Genomic DNA, 17019 nt, shown 5'->3' with positions numbered 1-17019 from the left:
CGAGGCACGGACCGTGGAGGCTGCAGGACAAGCTCTGGGAAGGCAGGGCCAAAGGGCGGCTACTTTACTCCAGCGGCATCTGGCCAAACCACAACGTTTTGCCAGTCTTGTTCTCGCCGAAAAATACCACTTGGCGGCCACCATCCCCAACCGGCAGCAAAGGAAATTTATTGCTCATGTAGTACTTGCCTTCCTTGGATACGCCAAACGTCTTTTGGGCGCTGATGGTGGCGCTGGCCAGCTCGATGCGCGTGACGCTGGGGTAGCTGATGGTTTCGCGCTGGGTAGGCTCAAACAGCCCGCCCCGGGCGCCATCCTCCGTCAGGCCATTCACCGTGCGGAACCCATCCAGCTCCTGCACTATCCAGTACACGCTCTTGGCATCGGGGGTGGCGCGCATAAACTGGCCCGTGGGCATGGCCTTGGCGGTGCTGTTGTTTTCGGCGCGGCGCAGGCCATACTGGGCCCGCAGCTGCCCTTGCTTGTCGAAGTGAAACAGCAGCAGGTCCCCATAGGTGGTTTCAATGGCGTCGTTACCGGAGGCGCGGCCATTGGCCAGGGTGTTGAGCATCTTGTTGCCCCCGCCCGATACTTTGTAGTTCTGCCCGCCCACGAAGATGTCGCCGTTGGGCGTTTCGGAGGCCAGGTTGATGCGGAATCTTTTGCCCGTGTAATCAGGGGTACGCTTCTGGCCCTCGGGCACGCGCTGCTTTTTCTCGAACTCCTTGAGGTCGGTGGCGGTAAGCCAGGCCACGCGGCCCTGCTGCACTTTCAGCAGCTGGAAATGCTTGCCCTTGAACTCGTCGCCGGTGGGCACTTCGGTGTGAAACTTTTTCTGGTCGTCGATGGCGGGACCGTAGGCCAGCACGCCGCCGTCGGCCATGGGCACAAAGCCTGCCACCTGCCAGCCGCTGTTCGGGGAATTCACGGCCAGCTTTTCCTTTACCTGTCCATCGGCCGAGACGCGCAGGTACTGGTAGTCGGTGGCTTTGTGAGCATCCTTAAGCTTACCGGCGCCTTTGGTGTAGGCCAGCATAATGGCCACATCGGGGGCCACTGTGAGCTGGCTGTCGTCGGCATCCTCGTCGGTATCCAGGGCAATGGGGCCCATTTCCACGAAGCACTGGGCCACATCGGTTTCCAAATAGGTGTCGCGCGCCAGTTCCAGCTGGCTGTTGAAGTACAGCAGGTGCAGGCCAATCTTCATGCCCTTCACGTTGCTAAGCTTCACGTTTTCCGAGGCCAGCACCAGCACACCCCCGTTCACGTCGTCGTCTACGTGGCTGAGGTAGTGGTAGCCGGCTCCGCTTTCCGTTTTGGGCTTTTCGGTGTTCAGCAGCTTCACCTTCTTGCGGTAGCCCCCGCCCAGCCAGCTCCACTTGTAGTCGATGCGCTTGCGGCGAAGCAGCAGGGTGCCGGCTGGGTTTTTCAGGGCACTCACGAAGCTGGCCCCCGGAATCATGCTGGCCGCGCCCCCGGCCATGCCCGTGCTGACTTCCATGGTCACGGCTTCCTTGCTGAAATTTTCGCCGCGGTAGCCTTTTACCTTTTCCATGGGAATGGTCGCCTCATCAATACCCAGCAGGTTGTACTTGGTATCGAAGTGGTAGGTCTGAGTGGCTACCTGCTTGTCGGTTGATTTTGTCACGAACAGCATGTCCACTTTCCCAGCCTCGTTGTTCACGTTCACCTCTGATAGGTAGCCGCGCTTGGCCTTGCCCGACACGTCGTGGGTTTTTTCTACCTCCAGGTGCTGGGCAAAAACGGGCGTACCCAGCGTGGCAGCCAGGGCGGTGAAAAGCAGGGTGCGGTGCGTAAACATTGGGCTGAACGTGAGGAAAAACAAGCAGTATTGCTTTCCTCAAAGGAACAGCGCCCAAAGGCCGGCGTCAATCCGCGCTACGGGGCATTTTATCTGCCAGCTACCCCGCAGTAAGGGCTCCGTGCTGGTACGGAGCCCTTACTGCAATTTTTTCGAAAAGAGCCACTGATTGCCGGCAAAGCGCCTTTCCAGCCCCAGGCAAGCATGCCGGGGCACCGAAGCTGGCCGGGTCTCTATTCCGTGGCTGGCAGGGCCAGCACCGGCAGGGTAGCATGGCGAATAACGTCGGCCGTGATGCTCCGGTGAAACAGGCTGCCCAGCACGCTGCGGCGGCGGGCCAGCAGCAGCAGCAAATCGGCCTGGGCATCGTGGGCGGCTTCCCGGATGCCTACCGCCACTTCCAGGTGGCGCACCCCGCGGGGGCGCACCTGCTCGAACCCGGTCAGGATGCCTGCTTGCAGCATGCGCGTATGGGCCGTGGCGCAAGAGTCACTTTCTTCCGGCTCTACCACGTGCACCAGGGTGAGCACAGCATCCGGGGCCAACAGTTGGCGCGGCAGCGCGGCTATGGCCGCAGGTAGCTGCACGGGGTAGTCGTCGGCGGAGAGCACCGCTGCCCGGGGAGGCACGGCGGCCGTGCTGCCCACTGGTACAATCAGCAGGGGAAGCCGGCACTCGCGCAGCAGGTCCAGGGAGGTGGTGTGCACCAGCGGGTCGGGAATAGCTTCGCTGTCGGGCTTGCCTACTACCAGCAGCTGGGGCTGGTGGTGAGCAATAACCTCGCGGGTAGCCTGCATCATCTGGGCCGAGGCTACTTCTACCCGCACAGGCACCTGGACAGCAGCCGTGCGCAAGGCCAGCGCGGCGGCAATTTCTCCCTCGCTGAGGTGAGGAATTTTCCCGGAAAAGGTTTCCGGGTCAAGCCAGGAGGTCCGGCGCACGTGCAGCAGCACCAGGGAAGTGTTCAGGTGCGCAGCCAGCGCGGCGGCGTAGGCCAGGGCCTGATCGGCAGCGGGCGAGAAATCCGTGAGAACGAGAAGAGGAGCAGCCATACGCAGGGCAAGATAGAAGGCAAGAGAAAAACGAGCAACCCTACGAGAAAGGCACAAACATACCAACGCCGCCCGGCAGCTGCCGGGCGGCGTGGAAGCCAAGCTTCAGCAGCTTAGCGGTTGTTGTCGTCGATGGGGTTGTTGAAGTCCGGGTACAGCCGTTCTTCGCCCTGGGTATCGGTATCGGGGTCGGGGCCCGTAACGGAGCTGCCGGTCGGGATACCGGTGGTTTCTTCTTCGAGTCGGGCGGAGGTATCGAGGGTACCTTCTTCGTCGCGCTTATAGCCGTACAGCTCCTCGCGGTGCTTGCGCTGCTCTTCCGTGAGGTGGGCGCCGGCCTTGGGGTCGAGGGCCCCGGCCGGGTCCTGGGGGTTGGGGTTGTCAGTTGCCATGGGAGGGAGAAAGTAAAATCAAACGAAAAGAGCCGGCTTATTTGCCCGGAATGCCTTTGCCGTGGTCGTCGCGCAGGGCGCTGAATTCGTCGGGGTTGTCGTTGCTGCCGTCGTTGTAGTTGGGCAGCCGGTCTTCGTTGGTCTCAGCGGGGCCATTGCTGTGGTTGGCGGGCTCGGCAGTTTCCCAGTTGCGGGTGCCGCTGCCATAGCGCGGGTCGTCCTTGGCCCAGCCTTCGCGCTGCTCGGTGTATTCGGCGTCGGACACGGCCCGTACTTCCTGGGAGTCCAGGTTCTGGGGCACACTGCCGCGCTGCTCGGGCGCCGGGGTAGAGGGAGCGGCTACGCCACCCGGGTTGGCGCCGGCCGGGCGCTGGCCTGAGGGCGAAGCGGTAGGCGTGGCGTGGCCAAACTCGCCGTACTGAGGGGTATGGTTGGTGCGCGGAGTGCCATCCTGCGAAAAGGCAGCATCATCGGGCGTAGGCGTCAGGTTATCGGGTTGCTCTTGCATGGGAGGGAAACGTGAGGGAGTACAGAGAATACATCAGGGTACGCAGGAGCGTACCGTCCAGTTGTGCCGGCGGGCACTAGCGAGGCCGGATAGCCCCGCGCTTGGTAGTTGCGTATACGAGGGGGCCACGCTAGTGGATATTTTTCGTTGGTTTTTCCAGTCACCTTTCCTTATATGCCCAACGCCCGTATTCAACACCATCCCCAGGATCAGGAATTTACCGCCGAGCTGAGCGGAGCTACTGCCGAGCTGGCTTACAGCCGTCCCGATGAGCAGACCATTGACTTCACCCACACCTTCGTGGATGAGGCCCTGCGCGGGCAGGGCGTAGGTGAGCAACTGGCCCGCCACGGCCTAGCCTTTGCCCGGGAGGAAAAGCTGCGGGTCCGGACCTCCTGCCGCTTCATGGAAATTTTCGTGAAAAAGCACCACGAGGAGTACGCCGATTTGCTGGCTGGATAAGCACTGCCCCGTCAACCCGTCCGAAAAGAAGCCGGCCCGGCTCTGCTCTTTCTTCGTGAAAGAACAAAGCCGGGCCGGCCCTTGGACTGGTGTGATGTTAGTGGCGTACCACTACCCGGCCCGTGTACCGGACGGGGCCAGCCTGCACTTGCACGGAGTAGAGGCCCGCGGGCAGCCCGGCCGTGCGAATGGTAGTGACGCTGCTGCTAGCCAACTGCGTGCAGACGCGCTGCCCCACCGTGTTGAACAAGCTGATGGTAGCACCTGCCGCGCCCTGGGGCAGACGTACCAGCACCGATTCGGAAGCCGGGTTGGGGTAAAGCTCCAGGCCGCCCAGCGCAGTAGTGGGGCGGGTGCCGGTCGTAGTGCAGGCTGTGCTGGTGTAGCTGCCTACGCCCGTAAAGCTGTTCGTGCCAACAGCTTGCCAGGTGGCGGCCGCAGCTTCGTTCCAGCGGACCGAGCCCATGGTTACCGTGGGCAGGCGCACCAGCGTGTTGTTGAGCGTAGTACCGCCAGCAACGGCCCAGCCTACGGTTGCGCCCGGGTCCTGGCCAGGCTGGCCGATAACGTCCAGGGTATCGGTGCCTGAGAACAGGGCTATAGCGTCGTTGCCGTTGAAGAAGGTTACCTGGGCCGTGGTGTTGTCGGCCTGGGTCAGCACGGCTGCATCGGAGCCCCCGTTGGCAATAACGTACACGTCGTGCGCGGCCAGGGTACCCGTCAGGCTGAACGAATACAGAGGAGTTTTGTCGCCATTGGCAAACAGCTCCACCCGGTGACCAGCCAGATCCACGGCATTGGCCGAGGGGTTGTAGATTTCCAGCACTTTAGTATTCCCGCCCGACGACTCAATATACTGCGAGAAGTACAGGGAGGCGCAGGGCGTACCGGCCGGCGTCAGGTCGTCGTTGACGATGGTAAGCGCGTGCGTGGAGGGCGTGCCGAGTACGGCATTGCCGCCGGTGGGCGTACCCAGGCGCAGCAGTAGGGTTTCGCTGGCTTCCGGGGTTAGGTCGCCGCGTACAATCACGCCCACGGTCTGCCGCTGGGGTACGGGCGCGTTGGTAAAAGTGAGCGTGGTTTTCTCCAGGGTGTAGTCCTCGCTGCCGGCCGTGGTACCGGCCGCGTCAAACAGTAGCGGCACCTGAATATCGGTGGCCGGAGCCGCTCCGCTCAGGATTACTTCAATGGTATAGACCGAGGTGCCGTCGTTGCCTTCCGTGGCGGAGCCGGTGGCTACCTGGAAGCTGAGCGTGGGCACGTCGCCGTCGTCGTTGGTAATGGTGAGCGTGTGCGTCAGGTTGGTGCCGGAAGCCAGGCCCGCTGAAAGGCTGCGCAGCTGCAGCTGTACTGTTTCACTGGCCTCGGCCGTAGCATCACCCAGCACCGTGATGGTGACGGGAACCGACGTGACCGTGGGTGAGAAGGTGAGTGTCTGCGTCGAGAAGGTGTAGTCTTCCGTCGCCGTTGCCGACGACTGCGCCCCCGCCACGGCCACTTCCACCGTTTGGGTGGTAGTGGGAGCCATATCCAGGCTCACGTTCACGGTATAGGTTTTCGTGCCGCTGTTGCCTTCGTCTATCGTGCCCGTCGCCGCCGCAAACGATACACTCGGGCTGGCCGCAAAGCCCCAGGCGCGGGCTACCAGCTCGGGATAAGCAATGTAAGGGTTGAAGTTGCCCTGGGCCTTGGCGGCGCGCCGGTTCCGCTCCGTCTCGTGCTTGTCTACCGGGTCCTGCAGGTGCCATTTGTAGAGTGTTTCCAGGTCGGCCACGGCCGTGATAACGCCCTTGCCCGAGTCGAAGCTCTGGCCGGCATGCATGGTGTAGAAATAGAAGACGGCCCGGGCCAGGTTGCCTTTGTGGTCTTCGCGGGGCTCAAACTGGGAGCCGGTATCCTCGCTGTACTCCTCGATGTTGGCCGTAGGCTTGGCGCTGGTGCCCTGCGTACCGCGGATCCACTTGGTGGTTTTGTCGTCGGGAATGTCGGCGAAGGGGTCGGAGCCCCGGTCGCTGTTCCACTGGTCGTAGGTGGGAAACAGGTGGTGGATGTCGGACTTCATCCGTTCCACCTCGTTAAACCACGACTGCGGCACGGTGTGCTCGCAGTTGATGGGAGCCACTCCCGTACTCGTGCCGGTGGAATCAAGCTTAAACGACAGCTGGTAGCCCGAGTACACGCACGTGAGCTTATTGTCGTAGTTATCCACGTAGTTGTACATGCGGCCCCGGGCCAGGTTGTAGCCCAGCACCTGGCGCTTGCCGTCGTACCAGTTTTCCCGAAGCCAGGTTTTGAGGGCCTCGCCTTTGAGGCTGGCGTCCGGCGCAGCCGGGAGCTTGGTTTGGGCATGTGCCGCGCCCGTAGCCAGCAGCAGCCCGGTCAGACACAAGGAGAAAAAGTGTTTCATACGCAATGGTGAGATGAAAAAAACCGCGGGCCTAGCCCGTAAATGTCGGGAATATGCGCGGGAAACTGCCAGCCGGCGGGCACAAAAAAAGCCCGGCGAAAAGTTTCGCCGGGCTTGCGTACCCCGTACGGGGGCAGAGGGTTAGCGCGTGGGCATCAGCACGGTATCCACCACGTGCGTGACGCCGTTGCTGGACACTATGTTGGGAATCGTTACGGTAGAGGTGCCGCCTTTGGCATCCTGAATCGTTACGCTGTTGCCGGCGCGGCGCACCGTTAGCATTTCGCCTTCCACGGTCGTCAGCTGCTGGCCGTCTTTCAGGTCGGCCGCCAGGTAGCGGCCGGGCACTACGTGGTAGGTAAGGATGGTGCTGAGCTTAGCCTTGTTTTCGGGCATCACCAGCGTCGAAACGGTGCCAGCCGGCAGTTTGTCGAAGGCGGCGTTGGTGGGCGCAAATACCGTGAACGGGCCGGCGCCCTGCAGGGTGCCTACCAGGTCGGCGGCCTTCACGGCGGTTACCAGGGTGGTGTGCTCCGAAGAGCCCAGGGCATTGGCTACAATGTCCTTGTCGGGCGTCATCATGGCGCCGCCCACCATCACGCCGGCCGAGGAGCCCATGCTGGCGTTGCTCATGCCGTTGCCCATGTCGGTAGAGGCTTTGTCGCCTTTCATGGGCTTGGTGGTGGCCTTCATCTTGTCGCCCTTGCCCGATTTGCCCTTCATCTTCTTCTTGCCATCCTTGGCGTCCTTGGTTTTCATCACCATGTCGCCATCTTTGGTCTTGGTCTTCTCATCGTCCGTTTTCGTGCTGGTTTGCGCGCGTAGAGCGGGGGCGGTGGCTACTGTGAGGGCAAGGCCCAGGGCCAGCGTGGAAAAGAGGCTTTTGATCATCATCGTAAGGAAAGGTTAAGTGAAGGGTGGGAAGATTTGACCCTTACATACGCAGGCCCGCGCAAAATGGCTTGCGCCGCCGGCCACCCCGGCACGGTCGGCGGTGCGGGCAATACAAACTAGCCTGCAGCATCCACCACGTAAAGTGCTGCCTGCTAAGCTCGACGGTTGCGGCGGGCCGCACCTGCCGGGCTCCATCTCCCGCAAAAAAAGAATAGCGGAAATCAGCCGCCAGAAAAGTAGCCGACGGGGGAGAGGCCGCTTTTTAGTGCTTGCCGGATTTCCGGCCCGATGGGTGCGGCGGGTAGTAAGCAAGCCTCGTGCTCCAGCGTCTGCGAAAAGCCGCTGGAGCACGAGGCTATATCTTTCACGGCTTTGCAAGTAAGCAGCACCCTTTGGCCCCGGGTACTGCAGCCGACCAACTGATTGAGGCCGTTAGCCGGCGGCTACTAAAATTTCCAGGCTTACAAACCGGCCCTGCTCAAACTGATACACCAACTGGCTGCCGGCCGGCCCAAGCACCTTCTGGTCGTCGGGCTGCACGGTGAGCGTAGCGACTCCCTGCTCCGAGCCTTGCAACTGAACCGGCACACCAAAAGTCTGGGCCAGCAAGGCCTGCGTTTTCGTTAGGTCGCTCATAGAATAGGGTGGGTGAAGGAAAGCGGATATGGAAAATGCTGAACGTGAAAGTACGGCCTCAGCCCGCGTTGGGGCAAGCTGCACGGCAGGCTGACTAGGCTGGTTGGCTGCCGGCTAGTGGGAGTTGGTGTTGGTAAGTAAATGGTAGGCTGGTTGCACCAGGGTACCCGCTGCTTGGGCTCCAGGCAGCGCCTACCGTAGCGCCGCTAAGGGAAGTTGCAGGAGCTCCGTAGTTTTCTTTTGAGCCTACTGAATTACCGCGGGCTCCAAGATGAAATCACGTAAATTCAGCTTCCAAGGGTCTTTTTTGCAGCTCGCGGGGCACCGATTCCGTTTGAGAAATGCACCGGGGCGGCAGCTGCTGCCCCGCCACGTAGCCAACCTCAGCTCCTATGAAACCCACTGCCCGCACCTCCGCCCAGCGCCCGTCGCTTGCGAGTCGGCCCACGCCGGCTCCTGTGCCCCGCAATTCCTTCTCCATCGAAGACCTACCCCTGCCCGGCGAGTAGGATCAGGATTTTCTTCCTCTGCTGGCGCACCCACTGTCAGCGGGACGCCTGGAGATACTTGGCCGCCCACGCTGGTAGCCCGCGCTGCCTGCGCTCGGGAGCCCCTCCACCCCGGAGGGGCTTTTTTGTAGCCGGTCGGGCCAAGCGGGCGGCAATAGCGCAGCAGGTTGAAGCAGCCTGCCGCCCGTCAATGGTCCGTAGCCGGGCAGAGCGGCACACCCGCCTCTGGTCCCGGCAACGCTGTTTTCTGCTTAAGTTCGGCCTTTCTTACCCTGGGTTCTGCGCTCGTGAATCAGTATATACGTCTGCTGTGGGTGCTGCTCACGGCCCGCTTTCGCCCCGCATGCCCGGTGCTGGGTCCTTGCTACACTTCCTTCCGGGTAGGCCTGACGGATCTGGATATGCTGCGCCACGTCAACAACGGTGTCTACTTATCCATGGGCGACGTGGGCCGCATGGACTTGCTGCTGCGCTCCGGCCTGTGGGCCCGGCTTAAACGGACGATGCCCTTCGCCGTAGTGGCGGCCGAAACCATTCAGTTCAGCCGCCCCTTGAACCTGTGGCAGGCGTTTCGCCTCGAAACCTGCGTGCTTGGTTGGGATGACCGGTTTTTCTACTTGCAGCAACGCTTTCTGCGCGGGGAGCAGGCCGTGGCTACCGCCGTAGTAGCCTTGCGGTTCCTGCGCCGAAGCGGGGGCACGGTGGGGCCGGAGGAAGTCTTGGCCACGGCCGGTCAGCAACTGGCGTCGCCGGTTCTGCCCCCGTGGGTAGCCAACTGGAGCACGGCCATGCGCGGCCTGCGCCAGCAATAAGTGGGGCGCTTTGTGCCCTTACATTTTCGCTCTTAAGTAAACCAGCGCATGAGTACAAGCAACGGCCCCCGGTTTCAGACCCCGGCAGGCGTGATTATCGGACGGCGCGATGGAGCTATGGTGCGGGCTACGGGTATTCGGTACGCCCGCGCGGCCCGGTTTCAGGCCCCCGTTCCGGAGCCCGATACCGCCGCACCCATGGAGGCCACTACGTCGGGCCCGGCCTGCCCCCAGGTAGTCGACTCTATTCTGGGCCAGGCGCTGGGGCCGGTGCTGGCGGGCGTTACCTACAGCGAAGACTGCCTGCGCCTCTCCGTAACCCTGCCCGCGGATGTGGTGCCGGCCGAACAACTGCCGGTCTTGTTCTGGATTCACGGCGGCTCCTACGTGTCGGGGGCCGGCGACCTGGCCTTCTACGACCCGGTTCACTTAGTGACGGAGCAGCGGATAATTGTGGTGGCCGTGACGTACCGGCTGGGGCTGTTCGGGTTCCTGGGCACGGCCAACGGTCCGGCGAACCTGGGGCTGTTGGATTTGCTGGCCGCCCTCCGCTGGGTACAGCGCAACATAGCGGCCTTTGGCGGCCACCCCGGCAACGTTACTTTGCTGGGCCACTCCTCCGGGGGCGACGCCGCGGCTCATCTCATGATTGCGGAAGGGGCGCAGGGACTATTTCAGCGCGTAATCCTGCACAGCGCCCCGCTAGGTCTGGCCCGCAACCGCTCCGCCATGACGCGCGCCATGGCCGCGGCCGTGGCGCCCTTGGCGGCTTCTGTCTCGACCGATGAGGTGCTGGCCCGCGAACCGCGCGCCTGGGCGGCCGCGCGTCGCTTTGGCTTGAAAAGCGGCATGCCCTTTGGCACGCAGTACGGCGCATTTCCGTTGCCCACCGAAGCACAGGCCGAGGCCGCCTGGCGCGCCGTGGCGAAAGATGTGGACGTGCTGATTGGGGACACAGCCGAGGAGCTACGTTTTTTTGCCGTCATCGACCCCAAGTTCAACTGGCTGCTCCGCGTGCCCGGGCTGGGCGCGCCCATCATCCGCCTGCTGGTAAAAGCCGGCTCCCACCGGATTTACTCCGGGCCGGCCACCACCTTTGCCCGGCGCCACGCCCGGGCCGGGGGCCGCGCCTACCGGTTCACGTTCATCTACCGGGCCCCGGGCAGCGTGTTTGGCGCCGCCCACACCATGGACCTGCCTATGCTATTTGGCACGCAGCAAACCTGGGCCGGCGTGCCCCTGCTCGGGCAGGCAAAGTGGGCCGACGTGGAGGCAGCGGGCCGCCGAGTGAGGCAGCTCTGGGCTGATTTCGCCCGTACCGGCGTGCTACCATCCCGCATGCTAATTCCAGAGGTGCTGGCGGTGCACCAGGTATAATCCCGCTCTTCGCCTCGCAGGTTATGACAAACGTAGGCTGAGGCCCCTCAGCGCGGCTTTTTTGCGCCGGCATTACAGTTTGAGGGAGGATGTTCTGACCAGCAAATCGGGCTGGAGGACAATGCGGCGGGGCGAGAACTTGCTGCCGCGTTCCTCCCGCATCTCCAGAAACAGCCGCACCGCCGACTGACCCATCTGCTCGCAGCGCTGGTCCACGGACGTGAGCATAGGCTCCGTCAGGGAGGTAAAGGTTTCGTTGCTGAACCCGGCCAGGGCAATATCCTGGGGCGACTTAAAGCCCTGCCGCTTGAGCTCCTGCAGGGCGCCCACCGCGGAAAAGTCGCTCGAGGAAAATACGGCATCCGGCGGCTGCGGCAGGGCCAGCATCTGCTGCATGCCGGCGCAACCGTCTTCCAGGGTCATGTCGCAGTAAAAAAACAGCTCCTCTTCGATGGGCAGGCCGGCTTCCAGCAGCGCGTCGATGTAGCCCTGGCGGCGGTTTTTATAGATGTTCAGGTGCTGAGGGCCCCCAAAGTGGGCAATTCGGCGGCAGCCCTGGGCAATCAGGTGCTTGGTGGACTGGTAGCCGCCTTCCCGGTCGTCGAGCACCACGGCATTCACGTCCAGGCCATCCAGCACCCGGTCGAAGAACACCAGCGGAATTTCCTGCTTGCGTACTTTCTCAAAGTGCCGGAAGTCCCGGGTCGTGCGCGACATCGACACCAAAATGCCTTCTACCTGGGCGCTTAGCAGCGTTTCGATGTTTTTCCGCTCGTGGGTCACGTCCTCGTTTGACTGGCAGATCATGATGTTGTAGCCCGCCTTGGTGGCAATGGTTTCGATGCCTTTAACTACTAGGGTAAAGAAGTGGCCGTCGATGTGGGGCACCAGCACGCCCAGCAGGTTGCTGCGGCCCTTGCGCAGGCCGGCAGCCAGGTGGTTGGGCTGGTAGTGCAGCTCCTTGGCCAGCTTCCACACCCGCTTTTTGGTGGAGTCGCTGATGCCCGGATGGTCGCTCAGAGCGCGGGAAACCGTCGAAACGGAAACTCCCAGCTGTAGGGCCAGATCCGTAATAGATGCTTTTGAGCGTGCCAAGGTATTGCGGCTAAAGAGAGAGGCCCTTTGTGCTGGCAGTAGTGCAAAAGGCGTGCAAAAATTTATGCAAAAGTACGCAATGATCTTGCAAGCCGGCCGGCTTCTTTTTCCAGCGCCGACGGTTGAGCTTAGGAAGCCGCTAGGGCAGGGGCTGCGGCCTGTAGCTGGGCCCCTGGCAGCGGGGGCCTTGCGTAGTCCAGGTTAGAGGATCAATGCACAGCTGGCGCTCTGTCATTTCCTTGTTCCAAGCATGATACACCAAGTATTCGGTTTTTCCATCAGGACTGAGAACGTGGGAGTGGTGGCCCGGGCCGCGCACGTGGCCCGCCACGGCGGCCAGCACGCGCGGCCCCTGGCCGCCGCCAGCCTCGGAGTAGGGGCCCATGATGGAGTCGGCAACGCAATAGTCCACGCCGTAGCGGGGCGTCAGGAAGTTGGCGCCGCTGTAGAAGCAGTAGTATTTGCCGCCGTGCTGGCGCACAAAAGGTCCTTCCAGGGTGTGCCACTCGGGGAAGGTCTGACCGCCGTACAAAGGCATGGTGCGGTTTTTCTCGAACACCGTCCAGTCGTGGCGGGCCCGCATGACCGTGCTGCTTTCCCCGGCCAGGCGCGTCATGTCCAGCAGCCGGTCCACTACCAGCCCGGTGCCGGGGCGGTAGCCATCCGCCGAGTCAATAAAGTCACGAGCATAAAACAGGTACCACTGCCCGTCGGTATCCTGAAAGGGGTGGGCATCGATGGTGAACTTGCTTGCAGGCACATCCAGCAGCGCCGCTTGGGTGTAAGGCCCTTGCGGGGTGGAACTGGTGGCTACGTGCAGGCGGTGGCCCACACTGGCGCCAATGGCCCCGCCACCCATGGAGTAGTACATGTAAAACGTGCCGTTGTGAAACACTACCTCGGGGGCCCAGAAGTCGGCCCCTTCGGCCCCGGCCGGGGGCATGAGGGCCCCGCCGGCCGGCTTCCAGTCGACCAGGTTATCGGAGGTGAGCAGGGTGAAGATGCGCCCATCAGGCGTGCGCCCCTGCCCGGTGGTGCCGAAGGCGTAGTAGCGGCCTGCGTGGCGTAGCACGAAGGGGTCGGGAAACTGGCCGGCATATACGGGGTTGGTATACATGCGGGCAGCTGCGGCGCAGGCCGTCTGGTTGAGCAAGGCCAGGGACGCCAGGCCAGCGGTGGCCTGCTGCAGGAAGGTGCGACGGGAAGGCATAGAAAACGGGAATGTAAAGCGACGAGGCCGCTGGGCTACTTCGGAGGCCGGGCAGCACAAGGAGTATAAGGAAATGGCGGAAGAAAAGGACGGGAGCAAGATGCAGATAAAAATGCAAACGTTTGCATATTTTCTTGGCGGGGCGTAGCTTGCGCCACCTCTCCGTTGGCTGGCCGTCGGCTCAAGCCCTTTCCGGCTGGTTCCGGGGCGGTTGCCAGATACCCCGTCACGGCTCGGGCTGCGCCGCTCGCCCCGGGTATGGGACGCACTTGTCTACCTGAGCCACAGGTAGCTGCTCTGCCCCTTTTTCCTGATTTTCTTCCTCGCCTGACATTGAAACCTGCATGAACAAGCTGCTGCTGATTCTTTTCCTGCTGACGTCAACCAGCACCTTCGCCCAGAAAACCAAAATCAAAACCAAAGGCCCAGCGGCTACTGTCGCCGCGCAGGGCCAGCGCTGGTCGGCGGAGCGGGCCAACGCCTGGTACCGGCAGCATCCCTGGATGTCGGGGGCCAACTTCACGCCCAGCACGGCCATCAACCAGTTGGAAATGTGGCAGGCTGAAACCTTCGACCCCGCCACCATCGACAAGGAGCTGGGCTGGGCCGAGGGCATCGGCTTCAACACCATGCGCGTCTTTCTGCACAGCCTGGCCTGGCAGCAGGATCCGCAGGGCTTCAAAAAGCGGGTGAACGACTACCTGGCTATGGCCGACAAGCACCACATCCAAACCATTCTGGTGTTTTTCGATGACTGCTGGAACAAAGATGCGAAAGTAGGCCTGCAGCCCGCGCCCAAGCCGGGCATTCATAACTCCGGCTGGGTGCAGGACCCGGGCGACCCGGCCTCCCGCGACTCGGCCACGTTCGTGAAGCTTAAGCCCTACGTGCAGGACGTGCTGCGCACCTTTGCCAACGACAAGCGCGTGCTGCTCTGGGATTTGTACAATGAACCCGGCAATAGTAATAAGGGAATTTCGTCGATGCCGCTGCTGCGCAACGTGTTTGCCTGGGCCCGTGAGGTAAACCCCAGCCAGCCCCTGAGCGTGGGCCTCTGGAACTGGGGCTTCAAGGAGCTCAACACCTTCCAGGCCCTGAACTCCGACGTGCTGACCTACCATAACTACGATGAGGTACCCGCCCACGAGCGGGTGATTGAGCTGCTCAAAACTCACGGCCGCCCCATGATCTGCACCGAGTACATGGCCCGGCCGCGTAACTCGCGCTTCGTTAACATCATGCCTCTGCTGAAGAAAAACAACATCGGCGCCATCAACTGGGGCCTTGTGGATGGCAAAACCAACACCAAGTACCAGTGGGACGTGCCCGTGGCCGACGGTGGGGAGCCTGGCGAATGGTTCCACGAGGTATTCCGCAAAGATGGCACGCCCTACCATCCGGACGAAACCGACCTCATCCGCAAAACCAACGGCAAGTAAACGGGGTGACACAGGCCTTTGGGCAACCTCAGCGGCTTCTGCGCAACCATCTGCGTCCTCTGCGGGAACCGCCATCAGCAAACACGGCAACTACCGCCTGAAAAAATGCTTGTATGAAACCATCGTCCCTGCTGCTACTCTTGGGGCTGCTGGCTGGCAATTGTACCCGCGCTCCGCAGCAACCCGCTGCCACGGTCACTGCAGCTACCTTCACCAATCCGCTGCTGCCCGCCGGGGCCGACCCCTGGAGCATCTACCACCACGGCTACTACTACTACACGCACACTACCGGCCACAACATCACGCTCTGGAAAACACCTTCACTGAGCCAGCTCAAAACCGCCCCTAGCAAAGTGGTGTGGACGCCGCCGGCCACCGGCCCCAACTCCCGCGAAATATGGGCCCCGGAACTGCACCGCCTCAACGGCAAGTGGTACCTGTACTACGCCGCCGACGCCGGCCGCAACTCCGACCACCGGCTGTTCGTGCTCGAAAACAGCGCCGCCGACCCGCTGGAAGGCACCTGGGAAGACAAAGGCCAGCTGACCGACGCCACCAACAAGTGGGCCATCGACGGCTCCGTGTTCGAGCATCGCGGGCAGCTGTACTTGGTGTGGTCGGGGTGGGAGGGCGACGTGAACGGCCGCCAGGACATCTACCTGGCCCGCCTGAAAAACCCCTGGACCATCGAAGGCCCGCGGGTGCGCGTCTCCACCCCAACCTACGCCTGGGAGCGAAACGGCGACCTGAATAACCCCAACGACCCGCCGCACGTGGATGTGAACGAAGGCCCCGAGGTGCTCAGCCACGCGGGCAAGCTCTACCTCATTTACTCCGCCAGTGGGTGCTGGACGGATACCTACGCCCTAGGCATGCTCACTGCCTCCGCCCAGGCCGACCTGCTGCAGCCCACATCCTGGACCAAGTCGCCAACGCCGGTTTTTCAGCAAAACGCGGCCAACAAGGTGTACGCGCCCGGTCACAACTCCTTCTTTAAATCTCCCGATGGCAAGCAGGACTGGATTCTGTACCACGCCAACGATGAGCCCGGCCAGGGCTGCGGCCGGTTCCGCACGCCCCGCGCCCAGCCCTTCACCTGGAACGCCGATGGCTCCCCCAACTTTGGCAACCCCGTGCCGGTAGGCCAGCCGCTAGCGCGGCCTTCGGGGGAGCAGTAACGGGTACGTGGATTGAGAAATACCAATAGAAGGGGCCATAAAAGCGCCTGTCATCCTGAGCAAAGCGAAGGACCTTATCACGCTAGAACAACAGGCGTGACAAGGTCCTTTGCTTTGCTCAGAATGACAGACGTTTCCAGTTAGTCAGTCACCCGTTTACACCGTTTGCTTGTAGTGCACGGCGGGCAGCTCGCGCAGGCGCTGGGCGGCCGCCTCGGGGGTGATGTCGCGCTGCGGGTCTCCCAGCATTTCGTAGCCCACCATAAACTTGCGCACCGTAGCCGAGCGCAGCAGAGGGGGGTAAAAGTGCATATGCAGGTGCCACTCCGGGTGCTCTTGCCCATCGGTGGGGCGCTGGTGCAGGCCGGCGGAGTAGGGGAAGGAAATCTGGAACAGGTTGTCGTAGCGAATAGTGAGCTGCTGCAGTATGCTGGCAAAAGCGTCTTTTTCTTCGTCCGAGAGCTGGGTGATGTCCGTGACGTGGCGGCGCGGCAGTACCAGCGTCTCGAAGGGCCACACGGCCCAATAGGGCACCAGGGCTACCCAATGCGCGTTTTCCAGCACCACCCGCTGCTGCTCCTGCAGCTCCAGGGTCAGGTAGTCGGTGAGCAGGCTGCGGCCGTGCTCCTGAAAGTAGGCGGCTTGTTGCACAGTCTCCTTAGCCGGCTCACCGGGCACAGTGCGCTGGGCCCAGATCTGCCCGTGCGGGTGCGGGTTCGAGCAGCCCATTACCTGGCCCTTGTTCTCGAAAATCTGCACGTAGTTGATATCGGGGCGGGCACCCAGTTCCCGGAACTGCTCCACCCACACGTCTACCACCCCACGGATGGCCGCTTCATCCATTTCGGGTAGCGTAAGATTGTGGCGGGGCGAAAAGCAGATAACGCGGCCCACCCCCGACTCAGCTTCGGCCCGCAACAGCCCACCCACGTTCACCGTGCCCACGGGCGCATCGGCGGTAAGGGCCGCAAAGTCGTTGTCGAACACAAACGTGCCCGTGTAGGGCGGGTTCACCGCGCCGCCGGCGCGCGTGTTGCCGGGGCAGAGGTAGCAGGTGGAGTCGTAAGCCGGGCGCTGCTCAGGCTCAGTGGTTTCCTGCTGCCCCTGCCAGGGGCGCTTGGAGCGGTGCGGCGACACCAGCAGCCACTCCCCGGTAAGGGCGTTGTAGCGGCGGTGGGGGTGTTCGGTGATGTCAAACTCAGCCATGAAGAAAGGAAACAGAAGTA

The 17019-nt window shown here is 62.4% G+C and carries 15 protein-coding genes; 5 read left to right on the top strand and 10 right to left on the bottom strand.

The window, feature by feature from the left end:
• Window positions 1-64: 64 nt before the first annotated feature.
• The 4 genes from FY528_RS08095 to FY528_RS08080 form a co-directional block, all read right to left on the bottom strand.
• Window positions 65-1822 (bottom strand): hypothetical protein, encoded by a 1758-nt coding sequence (locus FY528_RS08095; protein ID WP_149070486.1) that lies wholly within the window; start codon window positions 1820-1822, stop codon window positions 65-67.
• A gap of 233 nt (window positions 1823-2055) precedes the next feature.
• Window positions 2056-2874 (bottom strand): universal stress protein, encoded by an 819-nt coding sequence (locus FY528_RS08090; RefSeq protein WP_149070485.1) that lies wholly within the window; start codon window positions 2872-2874, stop codon window positions 2056-2058.
• Window positions 2875-2987: 113 nt separating this feature from the next.
• Complete coding sequence (locus FY528_RS08085; RefSeq protein WP_149070484.1) at window positions 2988-3266, bottom strand: hypothetical protein; 279 nt, start codon at window positions 3264-3266, stop codon at window positions 2988-2990.
• 37 nt (window positions 3267-3303) lie between these two features.
• Window positions 3304-3774, bottom strand: a complete 471-nt coding sequence (locus FY528_RS08080; RefSeq protein WP_149070483.1) for a hypothetical protein — start codon at window positions 3772-3774, stop codon at window positions 3304-3306.
• Window positions 3775-3948: 174 nt separating this feature from the next.
• Here FY528_RS08080 and FY528_RS08075 point away from each other — a divergent pair, with 174 nt between their 5' ends.
• The gene (locus tag FY528_RS08075) at window positions 3949-4236 is read left to right on the top strand and encodes a GNAT family N-acetyltransferase (RefSeq protein ID WP_149070482.1); all 288 of its coding nucleotides are present in this window, start codon (window positions 3949-3951) and stop codon (window positions 4234-4236) included.
• Window positions 4237-4333: 97 nt separating this feature from the next.
• Here FY528_RS08075 and FY528_RS08070 read toward each other — a convergent pair whose 3' ends face one another.
• From FY528_RS08070 to FY528_RS08060, 3 genes are all read right to left on the bottom strand, one after another.
• A complete protein-coding gene (locus FY528_RS08070) occupies window positions 4334-6643 on the bottom strand; it encodes an endonuclease (protein ID WP_149070481.1) in 2310 nt (769 codons plus the stop codon).
• 141 nt (window positions 6644-6784) lie between these two features.
• Window positions 6785-7537 carry a fasciclin domain-containing protein gene (locus FY528_RS08065; RefSeq protein WP_308418673.1) on the bottom strand — a complete coding sequence of 251 codons (753 nt, stop codon included), beginning with the start codon at window positions 7535-7537 and terminating at the stop codon, window positions 6785-6787.
• A 432-nt stretch (window positions 7538-7969) separates the two neighbouring features.
• Window positions 7970-8173, bottom strand: coding sequence for a hypothetical protein (locus FY528_RS08060; protein ID WP_149070480.1), 204 nt, complete (start codon window positions 8171-8173; stop codon window positions 7970-7972).
• Window positions 8174-8969: 796 nt separating this feature from the next.
• Here FY528_RS08060 and FY528_RS08055 point away from each other — a divergent pair.
• A complete protein-coding gene (locus tag FY528_RS08055) occupies window positions 8970-9494 on the top strand; it encodes a thioesterase family protein (RefSeq protein ID WP_149070479.1) in 525 nt (174 codons plus the stop codon).
• A gap of 48 nt (window positions 9495-9542) precedes the next feature.
• On the top strand, window positions 9543-10871 hold the full coding sequence (locus FY528_RS08050; RefSeq protein WP_149070478.1) for a carboxylesterase family protein: 1329 nt from the start codon (window positions 9543-9545) through the stop codon (window positions 10869-10871).
• Between the two features lie 72 nt (window positions 10872-10943).
• Here FY528_RS08050 and FY528_RS08045 read toward each other — a convergent pair whose 3' ends face one another.
• Together FY528_RS08045 and FY528_RS08040 are read right to left on the bottom strand one after the other, a co-directional pair.
• Window positions 10944-11966: a LacI family DNA-binding transcriptional regulator gene (locus FY528_RS08045; RefSeq protein ID WP_149070477.1), complete on the bottom strand. Its 1023-nt coding sequence runs from the start codon at window positions 11964-11966 to the stop codon at window positions 10944-10946.
• A gap of 139 nt (window positions 11967-12105) precedes the next feature.
• On the bottom strand, window positions 12106-13176 hold the full coding sequence (locus tag FY528_RS08040) for a glycoside hydrolase family 43 protein (RefSeq protein WP_149070476.1): 1071 nt from the start codon (window positions 13174-13176) through the stop codon (window positions 12106-12108).
• A 344-nt stretch (window positions 13177-13520) separates the two neighbouring features.
• Here FY528_RS08040 and FY528_RS08035 point away from each other — a divergent pair, with 344 nt between their 5' ends.
• Both FY528_RS08035 and FY528_RS08030 read left to right on the top strand, forming a co-directional pair.
• Window positions 13521-14615 (top strand): cellulase family glycosylhydrolase, encoded by a 1095-nt coding sequence (locus FY528_RS08035; RefSeq protein ID WP_149070475.1) that lies wholly within the window; start codon window positions 13521-13523, stop codon window positions 14613-14615.
• Between the two features lie 113 nt (window positions 14616-14728).
• Window positions 14729-15793, top strand: a complete 1065-nt coding sequence (locus FY528_RS08030; RefSeq protein WP_149070474.1) for a glycoside hydrolase family 43 protein — start codon at window positions 14729-14731, stop codon at window positions 15791-15793.
• Between the two features lie 156 nt (window positions 15794-15949).
• Here the strand turns inward: FY528_RS08030 and FY528_RS08025 are convergent, their stop codons facing one another.
• Window positions 15950-16999, bottom strand: coding sequence for a UDP-glucose--hexose-1-phosphate uridylyltransferase (locus FY528_RS08025; protein ID WP_149070473.1), 1050 nt, complete (start codon window positions 16997-16999; stop codon window positions 15950-15952).
• Window positions 17000-17019: the final 20 nt, after the last annotated feature.

Source organism: Hymenobacter lutimineralis, from assembly GCF_008271285.1.
GTDB lineage: Bacteria > Bacteroidota > Bacteroidia > Cytophagales > Hymenobacteraceae > Hymenobacter > Hymenobacter lutimineralis.
This window is presented reverse-complemented; position numbering and strand designations above follow the sequence as displayed.

Excerpts from the sequence above, each read along its gene's own strand:
- FY528_RS08095 (WP_149070486.1), bottom strand. The coding sequence starts at position 1,822 with ATGTTTACGCACCGCACCCTGCTTTTCACCGCCCTGGCTGCCACGCTG.
- FY528_RS08090 (WP_149070485.1), bottom strand. The coding sequence starts at position 2,874 with ATGGCTGCTCCTCTTCTCGTTCTCACGGATTTCTCGCCCGCTGCCGAT.
- FY528_RS08085 (WP_149070484.1), bottom strand. The coding sequence starts at position 3,266 with ATGGCAACTGACAACCCCAACCCCCAGGACCCGGCCGGGGCCCTCGAC.
- FY528_RS08080 (WP_149070483.1), bottom strand. The coding sequence starts at position 3,774 with ATGCAAGAGCAACCCGATAACCTGACGCCTACGCCCGATGATGCTGCC.
- FY528_RS08075 (WP_149070482.1), top strand. The coding sequence starts at position 3,949 with ATGCCCAACGCCCGTATTCAACACCATCCCCAGGATCAGGAATTTACC.
- FY528_RS08070 (WP_149070481.1), bottom strand. The coding sequence starts at position 6,643 with ATGAAACACTTTTTCTCCTTGTGTCTGACCGGGCTGCTGCTGGCTACG.
- FY528_RS08065 (WP_308418673.1), bottom strand. The coding sequence starts at position 7,537 with ATGATGATCAAAAGCCTCTTTTCCACGCTGGCCCTGGGCCTTGCCCTC.
- FY528_RS08060 (WP_149070480.1), bottom strand. The coding sequence starts at position 8,173 with ATGAGCGACCTAACGAAAACGCAGGCCTTGCTGGCCCAGACTTTTGGT.
- FY528_RS08050 (WP_149070478.1), top strand. The coding sequence starts at position 9,543 with ATGAGTACAAGCAACGGCCCCCGGTTTCAGACCCCGGCAGGCGTGATT.
- FY528_RS08040 (WP_149070476.1), bottom strand. The coding sequence starts at position 13,176 with ATGCCTTCCCGTCGCACCTTCCTGCAGCAGGCCACCGCTGGCCTGGCG.
- FY528_RS08035 (WP_149070475.1), top strand. The coding sequence starts at position 13,521 with ATGAACAAGCTGCTGCTGATTCTTTTCCTGCTGACGTCAACCAGCACC.
- FY528_RS08030 (WP_149070474.1), top strand. The coding sequence starts at position 14,729 with ATGAAACCATCGTCCCTGCTGCTACTCTTGGGGCTGCTGGCTGGCAAT.
- FY528_RS08025 (WP_149070473.1), bottom strand. The coding sequence starts at position 16,999 with ATGGCTGAGTTTGACATCACCGAACACCCCCACCGCCGCTACAACGCC.